Below are 16,679 nucleotides of genomic sequence, written 5' to 3'. Positions count from 1 at the left end.
CTCCCAAACGTGCCGATTCTGCGGTGTTCTGTATAGGAACCCCTGGCGGCCCCACGCGGACCGCCTCCATGCTCCGGTTCCGGAGAAATGAAAGGAAGACCCAATGTCCACTTGGCTCATCACAGGATGCTCGACCGGACTCGGCCGCGCCCTCGCCCAGGCAGTGCTCGCGCACGGCCACAACGCCGTCGTCACGGCACGAAACGTCGCCACCCTGGAGGACATCGCGGCCGAATTCCCGGACACCGCACTGGCCCTTCCCCTCGACGTCACCGACAAGGCACAGATCAGCTCCGTAGTTGAGCAGGCCCGGACGCGCTTCGGCGGCATCGACGTGCTGGTCAACAATGCCGGCTACGGCTACCGCGCCGCGGTGGAGGAAGCGGACGACGCCGACATCCGGCAGTTGTTCGACACGAACGTCTTCGGCGCCGTCGACATGATCAAAGCGGCCCTCCCGGACATGCGCGCGAGAAGGGCAGGGAACATCCTGAACATCACCTCCATCGGAGCACGCATCTCACCGGCCGGGTCCGGCTACTACTCGGCAACCAAGGCGGCCCTGGAGGGCCTGTCCGGGTCCCTCCACAAGGAACTGCAGCCCCTCGGCATCAAGGTCACCGTGATCGAGCCCGGCGCGTTCCGGACCGACTTCGCCGGCCGCTCACTCACCCAGTCGGCGACGGCGATTCCGGACTATGCGGAGACGGCCGGGAAGCGACGCAAGGAGAACGACACAGTCCACGGCACCCAGCCAGGCGACCCGGCCAAGGCCGCAGAAGCCATCCTGGCAGTCGTCGACAGCGCCAACCCGCCCTCGCTCATGGTGCTCGGCAAAGACGCTTTCGACGCCTTTGCCGCCGTCGCCGACGCACAGCGTACGGAACTGGACCAATGGCGCGGGCTCAGCCTCAGCACGGGCATCGACCGCTGAACAGGCCCGGCGGCGTCAACGCCCGGCCTACGTTCGGACGGCGCGGTACCGGAGCGAGCCGGGAATCTCTCCCCGGGTTCCCAGGCTCTCCCCGTACGCGAATTTTGCCCAGAGTGCCCGCATCGCCCGGCCGTGGGCGTTGACCTCGTCCCAGGTCGCACCGGCCAGGAGTCCGGCGGACTCCCATGTCCGCTGGTGGCCGAACAGCAGCGGCAGGTCAACCGTGTGTGCGGCGCCGTAAATGTTGCCGGGCGCCCGCCAGGACAGCACGTAGCTGTGGGCCCGTCCGCCCGCGCGCACATGCCGCCTGGCAAACTGTCTGGCTGACTTGCCGTACACCACTTCGGTGACCACCCACGTGACGGCCTTGAGCACGGCGCTGCCGACGACGGGAAGCCGCGCCACCCGGCTGAGGCGTGGGCTTTGGGGCAGGAACAGCCGGGCCTCCTCCGCCGTGTGGCCAATGAGGATGTCGATCCCCGGCGCGGCAGCATTCCAGGCCTGGTCAACCTCGGACTCCTTCGGCAGGGGCGCGTGCCCGTACTGGGTTCCGAACGGCATGGCAGCCATGAGCCCGAATTTGCTGGCAGCCCGGGCCACATCCTCCTCGAGGGCGACGACCTCCATCGCCGGGGTGGAGTCGGTGACGGCTTCCGCGGCGGCGCCCATGGCGGCGCTCATCTTTTCCCGCCCGCGGGTAATCCCCAAAGGTGCGCTTTGGATGATGGCCCGCTGGAAGAGAGACGCCGCGTCCGGCGTCGCCATGAGATGTGCGACGGCGTCGCCGCCGGCCGACTGCCCGAAGGCGGTGACCCTGCCCGGATCGCCTCCAAAGGATGTGATGTTGCGCTGGACCCAGCGGAACGCCTCGATCTGGTCCAGCAGGCCCAGATTGGCCGGCCGGCCGGTGCTGGTGGACAAATATCCGAAGATGCCCAGCCGGTAGGTCACCGAGACGACGATGACGCGGGTTTCGGCAACCAGCACGGCCGGGTCGAAAATCGCCAGGTCCCCCGAGCCGGACGTGTAGGACCCGCCGTGCAGCCACACCATGACCGGCAGCCGTTCGCCGTCCCCGACGTCGGCGGGCAGGGTGATCGACAGGTGCTGGCAATGCTCGTCGCCGGGGAGTTCGCCGTAGCGGGTGCCCAGCACGTCGTCCAGGAAGGGCACCGGGGCCTGCGGGCACGCCGGGGACAGGGACGTTGCCGTGAGCACGTCCGTCCAGTCGGAGGCCGGCGCCGGCGGCTGAAAACGGCGCGCCGTGGCGTACGGAATGCCGGTGGCACGCACGACGGCGCCGTCGCGCCATCCGGTAACGGGACCGCACGGCGGTGCGAAAGAATGGTCCGCAGTCATACCGGTTCAGCCGTGTTTCAGCAGTGCCACATCGGAGACAAGGTCAATGTGCTCCAGCATTGCCGCCGCGGCGGCGGCCGAATCCTGGGACCTGATCGCATCGGCGATCTTGCGGTGGGAGGCGAGCGACTGCTCCGGACGGCCGGGCTGTCCAAGCGATTCGAGGCGCGTTTCCAGGACCATTCCGGCAATGAATGTCATCAATTGGGCCAGCACGGCCGAATGCGCGGCGGCGGTCACCGCCTGGTGAAAGAGCTCGTCGCCGCGTGCACCGCGGTCTCCGGTGGCGACTTCTTCCGCCATGGCCTCGAGGGCCTGATCGATGGCCTTCATATCCTGCCCGGTGCGCCGTGAGGCGGCCAGCTCGGCCAGCTTGACCTCGAGCGTGCTGCGCGCCTCAACGATCTCGGGGAGCCGGCTGCGGTGCTCGCGGAGGCCCTTGATCACCGAAGGAACGTTGGGCCGGTAAACCAGCACTGCACCTGTGCCGTGCTGGACGTCGATCACGCCGAGCACTTCCAGGGCCACGAGGGCCTGCGCCAGCGTTGCCCGCGAAACCCCCAGCCGCTCGGCAAGGTCCCGCTCGGCAGGCAGCGTGTCGCCAGGACCCAGCTGGGCGGCCTCGATGAAATCCATGATCTGCTCTACCAGCTGTTCGTAGAGCCGCGGCCGTGAAACGCGGGAAATCTGATGCGTTGCTGCCTGCTTTGCCATGCGCGTCCTTCCAGCCTGTCCTGACTTCTAAGAGTACCGGAGAACTATTGACAAAGACACCTAGTGTCTAGGAGGCTAGGCCACTAAGCCAGTAATCTAATCATCGCCAGATCCGGAGCCCACCTCATGACTTCTGAACCCATGCCGCGCGACCACGGTCCCCTGACCGGTTATCTCGTGGTGGACCTGAGCCGCGCCCTCGCCGGCCCGCACGCCGGCATGATGCTGGCAGATCTCGGCGCGCGGGTGTTCAAGGTGGAAAACCCCGGCACCGGAGACGACACCCGCGGCTGGGGCCCGCCGTTCGTGGGCCCCGAGGACGATCCCCAGGCCACGTACTTCCTGTCCTGCAACCGCAACAAGGAGTCCATTGCCCTGGATTTGAAGAGCGACGACGGCCGGTCAGTCCTGCGTGAACTGCTGGAGCGCGCCGATGTTGTCATCGAAAACTTCCGTCCCGGCGTCCTGGACCGGCTCGGGTTCTCCGCTGCGGAGATGCATGCCCTGAATCCGGCGCTGGTGGTCCTGTCTATCACCGGGTTCGGGCACGACGGCCCGGAATCCCGGCGCAGCGGCTACGACCAGATCCTGCAGGGCGAGGCCGGCCTGATGTCGCTGACCGGGTCCGGGCCGGACGATCCGCAGCGCGTCGGGGTCCCCATCGCAGACCTCCTCGCCGGCATGTACGGGGCGTTCGGCACCCTGGCCGCGCTGCTGCAGCGCGAACGCACCGGCCAGGGCCAGATCGTCCGCACCTCGCTGCTGGCGGCGCTGATCGGGGTCCACGCCTTCCAGGGCACCAGGTCCACCGTGGCCGGCGAGGTTCCCAGGGCCCAGGGCAACCACCACCCCTCCATCGCCCCCTACGGCTTGTTCCACTGCCGGCAGGGCCGGGTCCAGATCAGCGTGGGCAGCGAAAAACTCTGGCGCACGTTCGCTGCCGAGTTCGGGATCGACGCCGCGCGGCCGGAGTTCGCCACCAACGCGGACCGCGTTCGCAACCGCGGGAAAGTCATCGAGGAAGTGGAGCGCATGTTCTCGGATTACGACGCCGAGCCGCTGCTCGCCAAACTCAACGCCGCCGGCATCCCGGCCGGCAAGGTCAGAACCCTGGACGAGGTCTACGAATGGGACCAGGTCCGCTCGCAGGGGCTCGTGATCGACGTCGAACACAAAGTCCTCGGCACAGTGAGCCTGCCCGGTCCCCCGCTGCGGTTCTTCGGCCCCGCCGACACTACCGAAACCACCCTGAAGGCCCACACTGCACCGCCGCTGCTGGGCCAGGACGGTGAACGGATCCGTACATGGCTTGGGCTGGTGCCGGCGAGCAGTGGCGGCACGGCCACAGAATCCGGCACGGCACAGGAAGGTCACCCGGCATGCTGACCCAACAGAGAGTCCGGCACCTGGACGCCGCCGAACTCCTCGCCGCGGTCCTCGACCCGGGTTCCTATCGGAGCTGGGACGCGCCGGTCGTGGACCCCGATCCCGGGCCGGAGTACCGGCAGGAACTCGCCGTCGCCCGGGCCAAGACCGGAGTGGACGAATCCGTCCTCACCGGCGAGGGCCTCATCCGCGGGCGCCGGGTCGCCGTCATCGTCAGCGAATTCCGGTTCCTCGCGGGCTCCATCGGCCTCGCCGCGGCGCAACGGATCGTCAACGCCGTCGAACGGGCCACCCGCGAAGGCCTTCCTCTCCTCGCGGGCCCGGCGTCCGGCGGCACCCGCATGCAAGAAGGGACCATCGCGTTCCTGTCCATGGTGAAGATCAGCGCGGCCGTCCGCGCCCACCGGCAGGCGGGGCTGCCCTACTTGGTCTACCTGCGGCATCCCACCACCGGTGGCGTCATGGCGTCCTGGGGATCCCTTGGCCACATCACGGCCGCCGAGCCCGGAGCCCTGCTCGGTTTCCTTGGACCACGGGTCTACGAGGCCCTCCGCGGCGAACCGTTCCCGGAGGGCGTCCAGAGGGCCGAAAACCTCTTCGACAAGGGTCTGATCGACGCGGTGGTCCCGCCCGGGCAACTGCCCGACGTCGTCGACCGCGCCTTGAGCATTGTGACCGCCGGCCCGCAGCCGCGGGTGGTGCCTCCCGCGACGCTGTCGGTGAAGCCGTCCGACGCCGGCGCCTGGGAATCGATCAGGATCTCCCGCAATCCCCGCCGGCCGGATGTGCGCCAACTACTCGCGCACGGTGCCCGGGATGTCTTGCCTCTCAACGGCACGGGCCAGGGCGAAAAGGACCCCGGCCTTCAGCTCGCGCTGGCCCGCTTCGGCCATCAATCCTGTGTGGTCATCGGCCACACCCGGCCCCGGCCTTCCCGGCAGACGGCGATGGGCCCGGCGTCCCTCCGGGAGGCCCGGCGCGGCATGCGCCTGGCCGAAGAACTCGGGCTGCCTCTTGTCACCGTGATCGACACCGCCGGCGCGGCGCTGTCCCCGGAGGCCGAGGAAGGCGGCCTGGCCGGCGAGATCGCCCGTTCCCTGCATGACCTCATCGGACTGAACGCGCCCACGGTGTCGGTCTTGCTCGGCCAGGGTGCCGGCGGCGGCGCACTGGCCCTCCTGCCCGCGGACCGGACCATCGCGGCCCAGCATGCCTGGTTGTCTCCCCTCCCGCCCGAGGGCGCCAGCGCCATCGTCCACCGGAGCACCGGCTTCGCGCCGGCCATGTCGGAAGCCCAGGGTGTCAACGTGGCATCGCTGCACGCCAACGGACTCGTGGAGCACATCGTGGATGAATGCCCCGACGCCGCCGACGAACCGAAGGCCTTCTGCCGGCGGCTGGGCCAGGCCATCGAGTACGAACTCGGTACCCTCGCCAGTGCAGGAATCGCCGAGCTACTCCCCCGGCGGCTGGCGAAGTACCGCAACCTGGGCGGCCTGCTCCCACCTGTTGCTCCCCGGTCCGGGGCCGGTCCGGTTGAGGACCGCGCCTAGCGCAGGCTCGAGAACTCCGCATCACTGAGCGCGGCGTAGCGGCCGTAGGCGGCAACCACGGCGGCTTCGACGGCGTTGACGTCGAGGCCCGGCACGAGGTCATCGGCGGCGCCCGCCGTCGCCGGGTCCCATTCCAGGCCGAGCGCGGCGTAGCTGGCCTCCAGGACTGAGCGGATCGGGGCGGAATTCTCCACCACGATCACGGAGCTGAAGAGCCAGCCGCCGGCGACCACCCGCTGGGCGGTGCCCACGAGTTTGATGAGGTGTTCCGGGACCTGCGGGTCCCGGCCGTGCACGCTGAACTCGCCGGGGCAGTATTCGCCCGGGATCTCTCCGACGCCGGCGTCCACGCCGGCGTCGCGCAGCGCCCGGGCGAGCAGTTCGCCAAACAGCGAAAACCGGCCTTTGGCCCCGGCGATCGCGTCGGTGTCGGGTTCCAGGTGGTCGATGACCAGCGTTCCTTGGTGGTACGCGGCGGCGCGGCCGCCGGCCTTGCGGACCAGAGGCTCGAAGCCGTGTTCGCGGCAGGCGGCGGCGGCGGCCTCGAAGCCGGTCAGGTGCGTGTCGCGCTGCCCGAAGGCGACCGTGGGAACGGGCCGGTAGAGCCGGAGGGTGGGACCCAGTGCACCGGTCTTGACCTTCTGGAGGAGCCCGAGCGCGAAGTCGAGGTCGGCGGCGGCGCCGAGCGATTCCTCCTGCCGCACCACCGACAGTGTCCGGGGTCCGGCTGGCGCCTGCGGCATGTTGTTATGCTCCCTTATGGTCATCCTGCAATTCCTCGTCGTAGCCGCCGCGTTCGCCATCATCGACGCCATCTGGCTCAAGACGATGAACCCGTTCTACCGCCGCCAGATTGGTGGCCTGCTGGCCGACAAGCCCAATCTAGGGTACGCGGTGGTGTTCTACGTGATCTACATTGCCGGGATCGTGTTCTTTGCCCTGCGGCCCGCGCTCGACGGCGGCAGTTGGCTCACCGCCGTCGGCTACGGTGCCGCCCTGGGCGTGTTTGGCTACGCCACCTACGATCTGACCAATGCCGCCACCCTCAAGACCTGGCCGTGGCAGCTGATCGTGGTCGACATCCTCTGGGGTGCGGCTTTGACGGGCCTGGCCACGCTGGCCGGCTGGGTCGTCTTCCACACGAACTAGGAATCTCCCGGACGAACTAGGACTTTCGCAGCGTCAGGATCTGTTCGGCGCGGCCGAACGGTCCGGTGAGGTCATGCAGCACCGTGGAGGTCAGCCCGATCCCGTCGGTGCCGAACGATACTTCGTTATCCAGCCCCAGCCACTCCCCCTCCGGCTGCCGGTACATGTGGATCTGCAGGTCCAGGTTGGGGAAGGCGTAGCTGCCCTTGCCCGGCGGGACCCGGGCGGCAATGCCGTTGGCCGTGTCCACGAGGCCAATCAGCCGGGCGAGGTCGCCGCTGTCCGCCCGGTCGGTCAGCGGATGGTCGGTGCGGAGCCACACCGTCCCGGACCCCGCCCGGTGGCCCTCGGCGATCCGCATGTGCAGGGACGCGATGTAGCCGCCGGGCCACACGCTCGCGGCGTCGTACGGTTCGCAGTCCTCAGGGGCGGGGATCCGGGGATCCTCGAAAGCCGCGATGGCAGAGGTGTCCGTGGTGATCATCCGCCAGGCCGTGGCGCGGATGGCCGTGCGGCCACCCGCGACGAGCTCGGCCTGCACCAGTTCGATGGTCCGGCCCGGGCGCAGGGTGGAGGTCACCACCTCGAAGTCCCCGCCGGGGATCAGCCCGAGGATTTCGTAGCTGAGACGGGCCATGCGCATGTCCTCGCGCGGCTCGTGCCTGGCCAGGCAGTCGGCCATGATCCCGGATGCCGGGGCCATGTGCTGCTCGTGCACGTTCCAGGCACCCTGAGCGTGGATTGTGGAGCGGAAACGCCCGTCCCCCAGCGCCTCATAGTAGAAATCGCCCTCGGCCAGAACAGGCAGTTCAGCAGTCAACGTCGACCTTTCGCAGCTTCCATCGGAGAATTCCAGACCACCCTATCGCCGAACGCCTCGCCGGGAGGCCACGGGGTCCCTGATGCGCTCAATATTCAGCGTTCGGCCAGCCGGACTGGGTAGACTCGATCACAGCGTTCGCAACTATCATCCGAAGGGGTGCTCTCCTGATCCGAGTCATTAGCTACAACCTCCGCAAGCACAAGGCCAGTGGCGAGCTGGTCGATCTGGCCCGCGATTTCGAGATTGACGCTTTGTGCCTCCAGGAGTGCGATACCGAGGACCTGCCGGCCACCATCGGCAACCTCCACCTGGCCGACGCCACCCGGGGGAACCGGCTGGGCCTGGCGATTTACTACCGCAAGGACCGCTTCACCGCTTACGACACCAAGACCTTCGCTTTGAAGAAGTCCCTCCACGACCGCGTCCTGGCACCCGCGCATGAGCGGCTCATCGGAACGCGTGTCACGGACAACGAGACCGACCACGAGCTCGTCATCGCCTCCTTCCACGCCGCACCGCTGACGGCGTCGAACTCGTTGCGGCGGAACCAGATCCATGCCGCCCACGCCGAGCTGCTCAGCATGGGCGGCGGGCTGATGTCACTGATGGTGGGTGACTTCAACTATCCGTTCTTCACCAAATCCCTCACAGCGCAGATGAAGGACGCCGGCTACGACCTCACCATGAGCGACCGCCGGACCTACACCCGCTACAAGGTCTTCAAGGGCCACTTCGACTTCGCCACCTCCCAGGGGCTGGAGATCGAAAGCGTGGAGACACTGCCCCGCGGCGCCTCGGACCACCTTCCCATCCTGATCACGGCCGAATACGGCCAGGAGGCGTCCGGAAACGGTTCGGGACCCGCCGCTCCGTAGCGGGCCATCCCGCTGTCAAGAACACCGGGTGAACAAACGGTGAACCGGGTATCGAAAGCAGGCTTATCGTAATCTTGCCGTGATCTACTGCTGGGCGTGAACTTCTCCAGACGCACGTTCCTGACCACTGCCGGAACGGCCACGGCTACCGCGCTAGCTGCCGGCACCAGCTGGCGCGCGGCGGAGGCCGCCACGGCCGTCCTGCCCCCGGCCGCCGCATCGGGCATCGACCACATCATCGTCGTGATGATGGAAAACCGTTCCTTTGACCACTTCCTGGGCTGGCTCCCCGGAGCTGACGGCGCCCAGGCCGGCCTGACCTTCACGGACCGCTACGGTATTCCGCACACCACGCACCACCTGGCAGACTTCCAGGGCTGTGGCCACCCGGATCCGGACCACTCCTACGAAGGCGGCCGGATCCAGTACAACAACGGCAAGAACAACGGCTGGTTGCGGGCCGGCGAAAACGACGAATTCGCCGTCGGGTACTACAACGCCGCCGACCTCGACTTCTGGCGGCAGGCCGGTCCGGACTGGACGGTCTGCGACCAGTATTTCGCGGCCACCATGGCCGAAACCTACCCGAACCGGTTCTACCAGCACGCCGCCGCCACCGACCGGCTGCACAACTCCACGGTGACGTCCACGCTGCCCACCATCTGGGACCGGCTTGCCGCCGCCGGCGTTTCCGGCAAGTACTACTACGGCGACATCCCCTTCACCGCGCTCTGGGGCGCCAAGTATCAGGGCATTTCGCACCACTACTCCGAATTCCTCACCGACTGCTCCGCAGGGACCCTGCCCGCGGTGTCCTTTGTGGACCCGCGGTTCACCGACGAAGGCTCCGGGACCTCCGGCGACGACCACCCGCACGCCGATATCCGCTCCGGCGAGCTCTTCCTCGCAGAGGTGTACAACGCCGTCACCACCGGGCCGGCCTGGGCGAACACCCTGCTGGTCATCAACTACGACGAGTGGGGCGGCTTCTACGACCACGTCGCGCCAGCCACCGCACCGGACACCAACCCGGAAACCGCCCTGCGCGGTTTCCGGGTTCCCTCCGTGGTGGTCTCACCCCGCGCACGACGCCGGTACGTTGCCCACGACGTCTACGACCACACCTCGGTCCTCAAGGCCATCGAATGGCGATGGAACCTGCCGCCCTTGACCCCGCGCGACCGGGCAGCCCGCAACATCGCCGAAGTCCTGGACTTCAGCAGGCCGGCAAACCTGGCCGCTCCCAAATACTTTGTCCCGCCGTTCGTGGCCGGCCCCGCCTGCACTCCCGTGGGACCACCACCGGCCGAGGAATGGTCTGGACTCAAAGAAAAAGCACTCGCCGACGGATGGAATCTCCCGTGAACCCCACTACCCAAACAGCCCCCGCCGCACGCGCCGCACGGCAACGGCGCGCGAGCCGCCGCACCCTGAAGCGCTTTGCCTCCGCCGCGCTGCTCGTGCTGGCCGCCGCGGCGCTCAGCTACGGCCCTTCGGCCGTCACGGCGGCCACGCCAGCCAATGCGGCCGCGCCGGCCGCAACCACCGCGGGCCAGGGCTACCTGCCCGGCGCAAAGCACATCTTCGTGATCAACCTCGAAAACAAGGGCTACGACGAGACTTGGGGCCCGGCGTCGGCCGCACCGTATCTCTCGCAGACGCTGCGCAGCCAGGGCGTGCTGCTCAATCAGTACTACGGCACGGCTCACAATTCACAGCCGAACTACGTCGCCCAGATTTCCGGTCAGGGCCCCAACCCCCAGATGCAGGCCGATTGCCAGACCTACTCTCCCTTCGCGGAAGCAGGAACGGCCAGCCAAGGCCAGGCCGTCGGGGACGGCTGCGTCTTCCCAGACACGGTGCCCACCGTCGCCGGGCAGCTCACCGCCGCCGGCAAGACGTGGAAGGGGTACATGGAAGACATGGGAACGCCGTGCCGCCACCCGGCCCTCGGCGCGGTGGATGACACGCAGAAGGCCAGGGTCGGCGACCAGTACGCGGCCCGCCACAACCCCTTTGTCTACTTCGCAGGGATCACCGGCTCCCCGGACTGCGCCAAGAACGACGTCGACCTCACCGCCCTGACGAAGGACCTCACCTCGGTAGCCACCACCGCGAACCTGTCGATGATCACCCCAAACCTGTGTCATGACGGCCACGACACCCCCTGCGTGGACGGACAACCCGGCGGCCTGGCAAGCGCGGACGAATGGCTGAAGCAATGGGTACCTGTCATTACGTCGTCCCCGGCCTTCCAGGAGGACGGCGTCCTGGTGATCACGTTTGACGAATCCGACGGGCCGCAGTCCGACGCCACTGCCTGCTGCGCCGCAACCGCCGGGCCCAACACCCCCGAGCCTGGCATCACCGGCCCGGGCGGTGGCCGCGTCGGCTCCCTCGTGATCTCACCCTTCACGAAGGGTGGAACGTGGTCCACCACCCCCTACAACCACTACAGCCTGCTGGCCAGTATCGAAGACAGCTTTGGCCTGCCATACCTGGGCTATGCGGGAACCCCGGGACTGAACCGTTTCGGGCTCGACGTCTACAACGCGGGGGTCTAAACGGCGCCGTGGCAGCGACGAGGGCGGGGCGCCGCCGCTAGGAGCCGGCGTTGAAGACGTCCGCGCCAAAACTGTTCAGGCCCGGCGCCCCGGCATAACCGAGCCGCGGCAGCGAGAAGGCGTCTTCGATGCTGGCCAGGAGGCTGAAGTGGTTGTACGCCTGATCCGACGTCGTGCCGCCCTTGGTGAACGGCGAGATGACCAGCGCACCGATCTTGCCGCCGGCCGTCCCGCCCGGCAGCAGGGCTGACGGTCCTACCGTCTTTCCCTCGGTTTCATCGAAGGTGATGACCAGCATCCCGTCCTGTTTGAACGCCGGGGAGTCCAGGATCGCCGGGACCTGCTGGCTCAGCCAGCTGTCAGCGGCCGCCAGCCCGCCGGCGCTGCCATCGACGCAGGGGCTATCGTGGCCGTCGTTGCACAGATTCGGCGAGATGTAGGCCAAATTGGGTGTGGTGTCGACGGACTGGAGGTCACCGGCAAGCTGGCTGAAGTCCACCACGTTGCTCTGGCAGTCCGGGGTCGAGGTGATGGACTCGAAATACACGAACGGATTATGCCGGGTCGCGTACTGGTCGCCCACCTTGGCACCCTGGCTGGTGTCCTTCGCGCCGAGCTTGGGATGCCGACATGGCGTCCCCATGTCCTCCATGTACCCCTTCCACGTCTTGCCGGCGGCGCTGAGCTGTCCGGCGACCGTGGGGACCGATGCCGGATACACGCAGCCGGTTCCCTCCACCTGCCCCAGCGCGGCCGTCCCCGTTTGCTTGAAAGCGACGTACGTGGGGCAGTCGTCGCGGGTCATGGCGTTGGATGCCTGGCCGGAGATCTGGGCCAGGTAGTTCGGGTTCGAGTTGTGGGCGATTCCGTAGTACTCGGACAGCAGGACGCCCTGGCTGCGGAGCGTCTGGGAGAGATAGGTGGCCTCAGAACCGGCACCCCACACCTTGTTGTAGCCCTTGTTCTCGAGGTTGATCACGAACACATGCCCCGGTTTTGAGCCCGCCTGCGCCGAGGCAGAGCCCCCGGACGTGGCGCCGGGGCTGCTGGTGCCCGCTGACGCGCCGGTACTCGGCGTGGCACTAGGCGTGCCGGATCCCGTTCCCGGGCTGCCACCGGGCGGCGAGGGCTGACACGCTGCTGCTGACAGCACCAGGACTGCTGCAACAAGCAGCCGCGCGGCGATTCGACGTTGAGCTTTCGTGGCGTTCCGGCGCATGGATTCCGGCTTTCTCGTTAACCCGATCAGCGTGGCATTGGCAACCCTCGTTGTTGAACTCTTACACACCGCGATCAAGAAAGCCCGCGAGGAGCCTAGGCAATAGCTGGGAACCGGCACCGCCAATTCGGCTGGCGTCCGGGCAACCGGAACCGGCCTACCGTTCAGTAGGGGATGCCGTGGTGGTAGTTTGCAAGCATGAACGCACCATCGGATTCGATTCCGTTGCTGGATCTCAGTGCAGCCAGAGGGCGGGACGGCACTTTTGACCCGGCGTTTATTGAAGCCTTGCGCGATGCTTCGCACCGGGTGGGCTTCTTCCAGCTCACGGGCTACGGGGCCACTCCCGGCGAGGTGGACGAACTGTTCGACGTCACCCGGCGGTTCTTCGAGCTTCCGCTTGAGTCCAGGCTGGAACTGGACAACCGGCTCTCACCGCATTTCCGCGGCTACACGCGGTTGGGCCACGAAGTCACCCGGGGGCGGCCGGACGCCCGTGAACAGCTCGATTTTGGACCGGAGCGCCCCGCCGTCGAGGGCTACCCGCCGGATCAGCCGTATTGGCTGGTGCAGGGGCCCAACCTGATGCCGGACCGCGCGCTGCCTGAGCTGCGGAGCGTGTGCATGGCCTGGGCGGACCGCATGTCACGGATCGGCGCAGAACTGCTGAGCGCCATCGCCGTGTCCTTGGAACTGCCGGAAGACTACTTCGACGAACCGTTCCGGGACTCGCCGGCCTGGATGGCCAAGCTCGTCCACTATGTCGGCGGCGTCGTCGCCGATGCCGGTCCCCAGGGGGTCGGCGCCCATGCGGACTACGGCTTCGTCACCTTGCTGCTTCAGGACGAGGTCGGCGGCCTGCAGGTGCTCCCGCCGGGCAGCGACAACTGGATTCCGGTGGAGCCGGTTCAGGGGGCCCTGGTGGTCAACCTCGGAGAAATGCTCGAAGTCGCGACCCAGGGCTACCTGGCGGCCACCATCCACCGCGTCGAGGCGCCCCCGCCCGGCGTCGACCGCTACACGGTCCCGTTCTTCTGGTCGCCCCGGCTCGACGCCGTCATAGATCCGGTGCCCCTCCCGCCCGCGCTCGCGGCCCGGTCCCGGGGGATCACCGATGACCCGGACAACCCGATGCTCGCATCCTACGGCGCCAACGTGCTCAAGGGCTGGCTGCGCGCCCACCCGGAGGTCGCCCGGATCCATCACCCCGAACTGGTCCCGACCACCGGGTCCTGAACTGCCCCGGCGGCGGGGCAACGTCACCGGGCGGGGCTTCCCTGCTCAGGCCTTTGGCTGTGCGGCAGCCGTGGCGAGCGCGGCGAGCCCCTTCTCGAAGTCTGCACCAACCATCTTGTCCATGTTCATGAAGAGGGCGAAGACCTTGCCGATGCCCTTGTTCTCCCCGGTCATGGTCCACGTGACCTGAGTGCCGCTGCCCGACGGCGTGAAAGTGAACGTGGTGGGGTTGACGGCCTTGAAGGGCTTGGTGAACTCCAAGCGGATCTTGATGCTGCGTGGCGCGGCGGCGTCCACGATCTCCATGGTGCCGGAGCCGGCCTTCCGGTTGCCGCTCCAGGCGTACTTGGCGCCGACGCCGGATTCGACGCCGGAATAGCTGCGCTCCATGGCAGGGTCAACAGACTCCCACGGCGACCACTTGGTCCATTCGTGGAAGTCGTCGACCAGCGGAAAGATGTCCTCTGCCGGTGCGGGAATGACTGCGCTGCGCGTAACTTCAAAGGTAGACATGCCGCCATCCTAGGGCGTGGCCGGCCCCACCTGACGCAGGACAGGCGGTCAGCCTTGCAACGGGATGACGTCGATCCCCCCGTGCTGATCCGCAACCACCAGAACCCGGGCCGCTGACACGCCGTGCAGTGCCGCCGCCAGCTGCTCTTCCTGCGCCGCGCCGGCCTCCTGGAGTGGCCCGGGCGGGCCGCCGGGAAGTGCAGGCACGCCGGTCAGGTCAGCAGCCCTGGCGTCCGCCCGCGTCCAGACGGTGACCGCTGCCCCCGTGACCTCGCTGATGACGCGGCGCAAGGCCGCGGAATCCGGTCCGGCCACCAGGATCACGTGGCCGATCGTTCGCGGACGGACCGGACCGACCGTGGCGAGGACGGCCCGGTCCTGCCTCCATACCGCGAAGTGGTAGCCGAACACGAGCCCGGTGGCGACCAGGAGCCCCAGCGGGGCGCGGATCCGGTCTATGAGGCTTCCGCCGCTGACATCGCTCAGGAAGAACTCGAACAGCCGGAACCCGATCACCAGCAGGGTGACCACCGCAACGACGGCGCTCAGGCCGAACACGGCGACCAGGTAGATCCGCCGGGCGTTCAGTCCGGCGCCGGTTGCTGTGCCTGTCCCCGCAGCCTGCTCCAGCGGACGCCATGCGAGCCACCAGACAGGCCCGCCCACCAGGAGGGAGCTGATTCCCCCGAGCAGGAGCGTCCGCGCCCCGGCGCCGGCCAGCGGCGTCGCCGTCATGGCCAGGACCGAATTCACGATCACGCCGATCCCCGACGCCGCCGCGACCAGCGCGACGCCGGAGGTCACGAGCCTGCCGCCCTGAAGGGTGGTTTCCGAGCGCCCGCTCGCGATGTTGCGGTGGTAAACCCAGACGAGGCAACCGATGGCAGCCGCCGCCACGGCGGGAGCGAGGGGCTCCAGCAACAGCTCCAGCGCTTCGGTACGGTCAAACAGCAGGCGAAGGGCCACAAAGAGTGCCACCCCGGACCCGGCCAGGGTGAGGATGCCGGCGCCGAGCACCCCGACGGTGATGAGTGCGACGTCAGCCAGCCCGGTGCGCAGCCGCCGGCCGCCGTCGTGCTTCCAGTGCCACCACCAGACGGCGGTTCCGCCGACGGCCCAAACCAGGGACTGCAGCGCCGACACCCACCATGGCTTGCCCACCGATGCCTCAACCGCGGCGCCCCGCAGGGCGGCATCCAGAAGGGTGGACAGGGCCGAGACGGCGCCGCCGACGCCCAGCACGAGCCCCAGCACCGAGCCGAGCACCGTGGGGACCTCGGCCAGCTCGGCCGGACCCTTCCGGGGATGGCGCCACATCCACCGGTGCCAGACCCAGACCGCCGCCCACACCAGTCCCGTGGCCAGCGACAGCCGCCACTCCTGGCCCGGGCCGCCGATCAGCGAGGACAGCGTGTTGATCAGATTGGTGGACGCGATCAGCAGGGCAACCAGGTAGGCGCCGGTCACATAGAGGCCCCACCCGACGGCGGACCGTTCCTCCGGGTCCTCGAGCCGCCGCCAGACCACCCACCACAAGACGGCCGCGAGCGGGCCGCCGATGAGGGCGAAGGCCAGCGAGCGCGCCAGCCCCGCGACATCGTCCACGGCCAGTTCCGTTCCCGTCACGAACAGGCGGCCCAGCAGTCCGCCGAGCCCGACGGTGGCGATCACCACCAGCGCGAACAGCAGCGCGTAGGTGATCAGCCGGCGCACTGTCCGTTGGGCGCTCATTGCTTCACCTGCCCGGGACACACCGTCAGCTGCCAGGGTGCGTTGTCGATCTGCCAGCCGTTCCCCGACCGGACGAGGTCAAAGACGTCCTCCACCTGGTATTCAGCACTGCCGAACGGCCCGCCCGGCTCGGACACGGTGATGAGCACCCGCACGTCGGCTGACTGCGGCCGCTCGGTGGTGGAGACCAGCGTGACACGCAGGTTCTGCGCGGCCCGACGGGCCTCGCTGTTGCACTTGCTCCGGGCGGCCGGGGTCAAGTAGGCGGACGCGGCCGCCTCATCCCCGGCAATAACAGCGGCGGCATAGCGCTGCACGACGCCGGCGGGCGTCGACTCGGCCAGCGGCGCCGGTTCTCCGCGGGTCAGGACGACAGCCAGGGCAACGATCACAATCACCGCGATCGCGACCATGATGGCCAGCAGGGTCCGGTCGGGCCTGGCGGGGCGCGCCGGACCGGGCTTCGTTTCCTCCGGTTCTGGTTCTCCTGGAGGTCGTTCGGGCTGGGATCCTTCCGGCGGAGAACTCATGCCGCAAGTATGGACGCCGGGCCGGTGCGCGGTCATGGTGTCTTTCGTCCCGTTCCCGCGGCGGTTGCATCGACGCGGCCGGGGCCACCCACT

General features: G+C 68.2%; 16 protein-coding genes. 8 read left to right on the top strand and 8 right to left on the bottom strand.

What is annotated here, in order from left to right; all coding sequences use genetic code 11:
* Positions 1–103 precede the first annotated feature (103 nt).
* Complete coding sequence (locus ACVWYS_RS07675) at positions 104–934, top strand: oxidoreductase (RefSeq protein WP_456508909.1); 831 nt, start codon at positions 104–106, stop codon at positions 932–934.
* Between the two features lie 27 nt (positions 935–961).
* Here ACVWYS_RS07675 and ACVWYS_RS07670 read toward each other — a convergent pair whose 3' ends face one another.
* Together ACVWYS_RS07670 and ACVWYS_RS07665 are read right to left on the bottom strand one after the other, a co-directional pair.
* Entirely contained in the window at positions 962–2,293 is a 1,332-nt protein-coding gene (locus tag ACVWYS_RS07670) for a carboxylesterase family protein (protein WP_456508908.1), read from the bottom strand.
* 6 nt (positions 2,294–2,299) lie between these two features.
* Entirely contained in the window at positions 2,300–3,007 is a 708-nt protein-coding gene (locus tag ACVWYS_RS07665) for a FadR/GntR family transcriptional regulator (protein WP_456508907.1), read from the bottom strand.
* Positions 3,008–3,133: 126 nt separating this feature from the next.
* Here ACVWYS_RS07665 and ACVWYS_RS07660 point away from each other — a divergent pair, with 126 nt between their 5' ends.
* Both ACVWYS_RS07660 and ACVWYS_RS07655 read left to right on the top strand, forming a co-directional pair.
* Entirely contained in the window at positions 3,134–4,393 is a 1,260-nt protein-coding gene (locus ACVWYS_RS07660) for a CaiB/BaiF CoA transferase family protein (RefSeq protein ID WP_456508906.1), read from the top strand.
* A complete protein-coding gene (locus ACVWYS_RS07655; protein ID WP_456508905.1) occupies positions 4,387–5,946 on the top strand; it encodes a carboxyl transferase domain-containing protein in 1,560 nt (519 codons plus the stop codon). The genes ACVWYS_RS07660 and ACVWYS_RS07655 overlap by 7 nt, the downstream gene beginning before the upstream one ends.
* Here ACVWYS_RS07655 and ACVWYS_RS07650 read toward each other — a convergent pair.
* Entirely contained in the window at positions 5,943–6,689 is a 747-nt protein-coding gene (locus tag ACVWYS_RS07650; RefSeq protein ID WP_456508904.1) for a lipoate--protein ligase family protein, read from the bottom strand. The two genes, ACVWYS_RS07655 and ACVWYS_RS07650, sit on opposite strands and share 4 nt — an antisense overlap.
* A gap of 16 nt (positions 6,690–6,705) precedes the next feature.
* On the opposite strand from ACVWYS_RS07650, the gene ACVWYS_RS07645 reads away from it, so the two are divergent.
* Complete coding sequence (locus ACVWYS_RS07645; protein WP_456508903.1) at positions 6,706–7,095, top strand: DUF2177 family protein; 390 nt, start codon at positions 6,706–6,708, stop codon at positions 7,093–7,095.
* Positions 7,096–7,111: 16 nt separating this feature from the next.
* On the opposite strand, the gene ACVWYS_RS07640 is transcribed toward ACVWYS_RS07645, so the two are convergent.
* Positions 7,112–7,915, bottom strand: coding sequence for a thioesterase family protein (locus tag ACVWYS_RS07640; RefSeq protein ID WP_456508902.1), 804 nt, complete (start codon positions 7,913–7,915; stop codon positions 7,112–7,114).
* 170 nt (positions 7,916–8,085) lie between these two features.
* Here ACVWYS_RS07640 and ACVWYS_RS07635 point away from each other — a divergent pair, with 170 nt between their 5' ends.
* From ACVWYS_RS07635 to ACVWYS_RS07625, 3 genes are all read left to right on the top strand, one after another.
* The gene (locus ACVWYS_RS07635; protein WP_116768287.1) at positions 8,086–8,793 is read left to right on the top strand and encodes an endonuclease/exonuclease/phosphatase family protein; all 708 of its coding nucleotides are present in this window, start codon (positions 8,086–8,088) and stop codon (positions 8,791–8,793) included.
* 96 nt (positions 8,794–8,889) lie between these two features.
* Complete coding sequence (locus ACVWYS_RS07630; RefSeq protein ID WP_344367570.1) at positions 8,890–10,158, top strand: alkaline phosphatase family protein; 1,269 nt, start codon at positions 8,890–8,892, stop codon at positions 10,156–10,158.
* Complete coding sequence (locus ACVWYS_RS07625; protein WP_456508901.1) at positions 10,155–11,357, top strand: alkaline phosphatase family protein; 1,203 nt, start codon at positions 10,155–10,157, stop codon at positions 11,355–11,357. The genes ACVWYS_RS07630 and ACVWYS_RS07625 overlap by 4 nt, the downstream gene beginning before the upstream one ends.
* Before the next feature lie 37 nt (positions 11,358–11,394).
* On the opposite strand, the gene ACVWYS_RS07620 is transcribed toward ACVWYS_RS07625, so the two are convergent.
* Complete coding sequence (locus tag ACVWYS_RS07620) at positions 11,395–12,336, bottom strand: alkaline phosphatase family protein (RefSeq protein WP_237563547.1); 942 nt, start codon at positions 12,334–12,336, stop codon at positions 11,395–11,397.
* 438 nt (positions 12,337–12,774) lie between these two features.
* On the opposite strand from ACVWYS_RS07620, the gene ACVWYS_RS07615 reads away from it, so the two are divergent.
* Positions 12,775–13,812, top strand: coding sequence for an isopenicillin N synthase family dioxygenase (locus ACVWYS_RS07615; RefSeq protein ID WP_344367568.1), 1,038 nt, complete (start codon positions 12,775–12,777; stop codon positions 13,810–13,812).
* A 45-nt stretch (positions 13,813–13,857) separates the two neighbouring features.
* Here ACVWYS_RS07615 and ACVWYS_RS07610 read toward each other — a convergent pair whose 3' ends face one another.
* From ACVWYS_RS07610 to ACVWYS_RS07600, 3 genes are read right to left on the bottom strand one after another with little or no spacing between them, the layout of a single operon-like run.
* A complete protein-coding gene (locus ACVWYS_RS07610) occupies positions 13,858–14,325 on the bottom strand; it encodes an SRPBCC family protein (protein WP_116768291.1) in 468 nt (155 codons plus the stop codon).
* A gap of 48 nt (positions 14,326–14,373) precedes the next feature.
* Positions 14,374–16,056, bottom strand: a complete 1,683-nt coding sequence (locus ACVWYS_RS07605) for a DUF5671 domain-containing protein (RefSeq protein ID WP_456508900.1) — start codon at positions 16,054–16,056, stop codon at positions 14,374–14,376.
* A complete protein-coding gene (locus ACVWYS_RS07600) occupies positions 16,053–16,586 on the bottom strand; it encodes a hypothetical protein (RefSeq protein ID WP_456508899.1) in 534 nt (177 codons plus the stop codon). The genes ACVWYS_RS07605 and ACVWYS_RS07600 overlap by 4 nt, the downstream gene beginning before the upstream one ends.
* Between the last annotated feature and the right edge of the window lie 93 nt (positions 16,587–16,679).

Source organism: Arthrobacter sp. TE12231 (assembly GCF_054062895.1).
This window is presented reverse-complemented; position numbering and strand designations above follow the sequence as displayed.

What these genes read in the sequence shown, in the direction of transcription:
- ACVWYS_RS07600 (WP_456508899.1), bottom strand. Translation starts at nt 16,586, where the DNA reads ATGAGTTCTCCGCCGGAAGGATCCCAGCCCGAACGACCTCCAGGAGAA.
- ACVWYS_RS07605 (WP_456508900.1), bottom strand. Translation starts at nt 16,056, where the DNA reads ATGAGCGCCCAACGGACAGTGCGCCGGCTGATCACCTACGCGCTGCTG.
- ACVWYS_RS07665 (WP_456508907.1), bottom strand. Translation starts at nt 3,007, where the DNA reads ATGGCAAAGCAGGCAGCAACGCATCAGATTTCCCGCGTTTCACGGCCG.
- ACVWYS_RS07610 (WP_116768291.1), bottom strand. Translation starts at nt 14,325, where the DNA reads ATGTCTACCTTTGAAGTTACGCGCAGCGCAGTCATTCCCGCACCGGCA.
- ACVWYS_RS07650 (WP_456508904.1), bottom strand. Translation starts at nt 6,689, where the DNA reads ATGCCGCAGGCGCCAGCCGGACCCCGGACACTGTCGGTGGTGCGGCAG.
- ACVWYS_RS07645 (WP_456508903.1), top strand. Translation starts at nt 6,706, where the DNA reads ATGGTCATCCTGCAATTCCTCGTCGTAGCCGCCGCGTTCGCCATCATC.
- ACVWYS_RS07670 (WP_456508908.1), bottom strand. Translation starts at nt 2,293, where the DNA reads ATGACTGCGGACCATTCTTTCGCACCGCCGTGCGGTCCCGTTACCGGA.
- ACVWYS_RS07615 (WP_344367568.1), top strand. Translation starts at nt 12,775, where the DNA reads ATGAACGCACCATCGGATTCGATTCCGTTGCTGGATCTCAGTGCAGCC.
- ACVWYS_RS07675 (WP_456508909.1), top strand. Translation starts at nt 104, where the DNA reads ATGTCCACTTGGCTCATCACAGGATGCTCGACCGGACTCGGCCGCGCC.
- ACVWYS_RS07655 (WP_456508905.1), top strand. Translation starts at nt 4,387, where the DNA reads ATGCTGACCCAACAGAGAGTCCGGCACCTGGACGCCGCCGAACTCCTC.
- ACVWYS_RS07660 (WP_456508906.1), top strand. Translation starts at nt 3,134, where the DNA reads ATGACTTCTGAACCCATGCCGCGCGACCACGGTCCCCTGACCGGTTAT.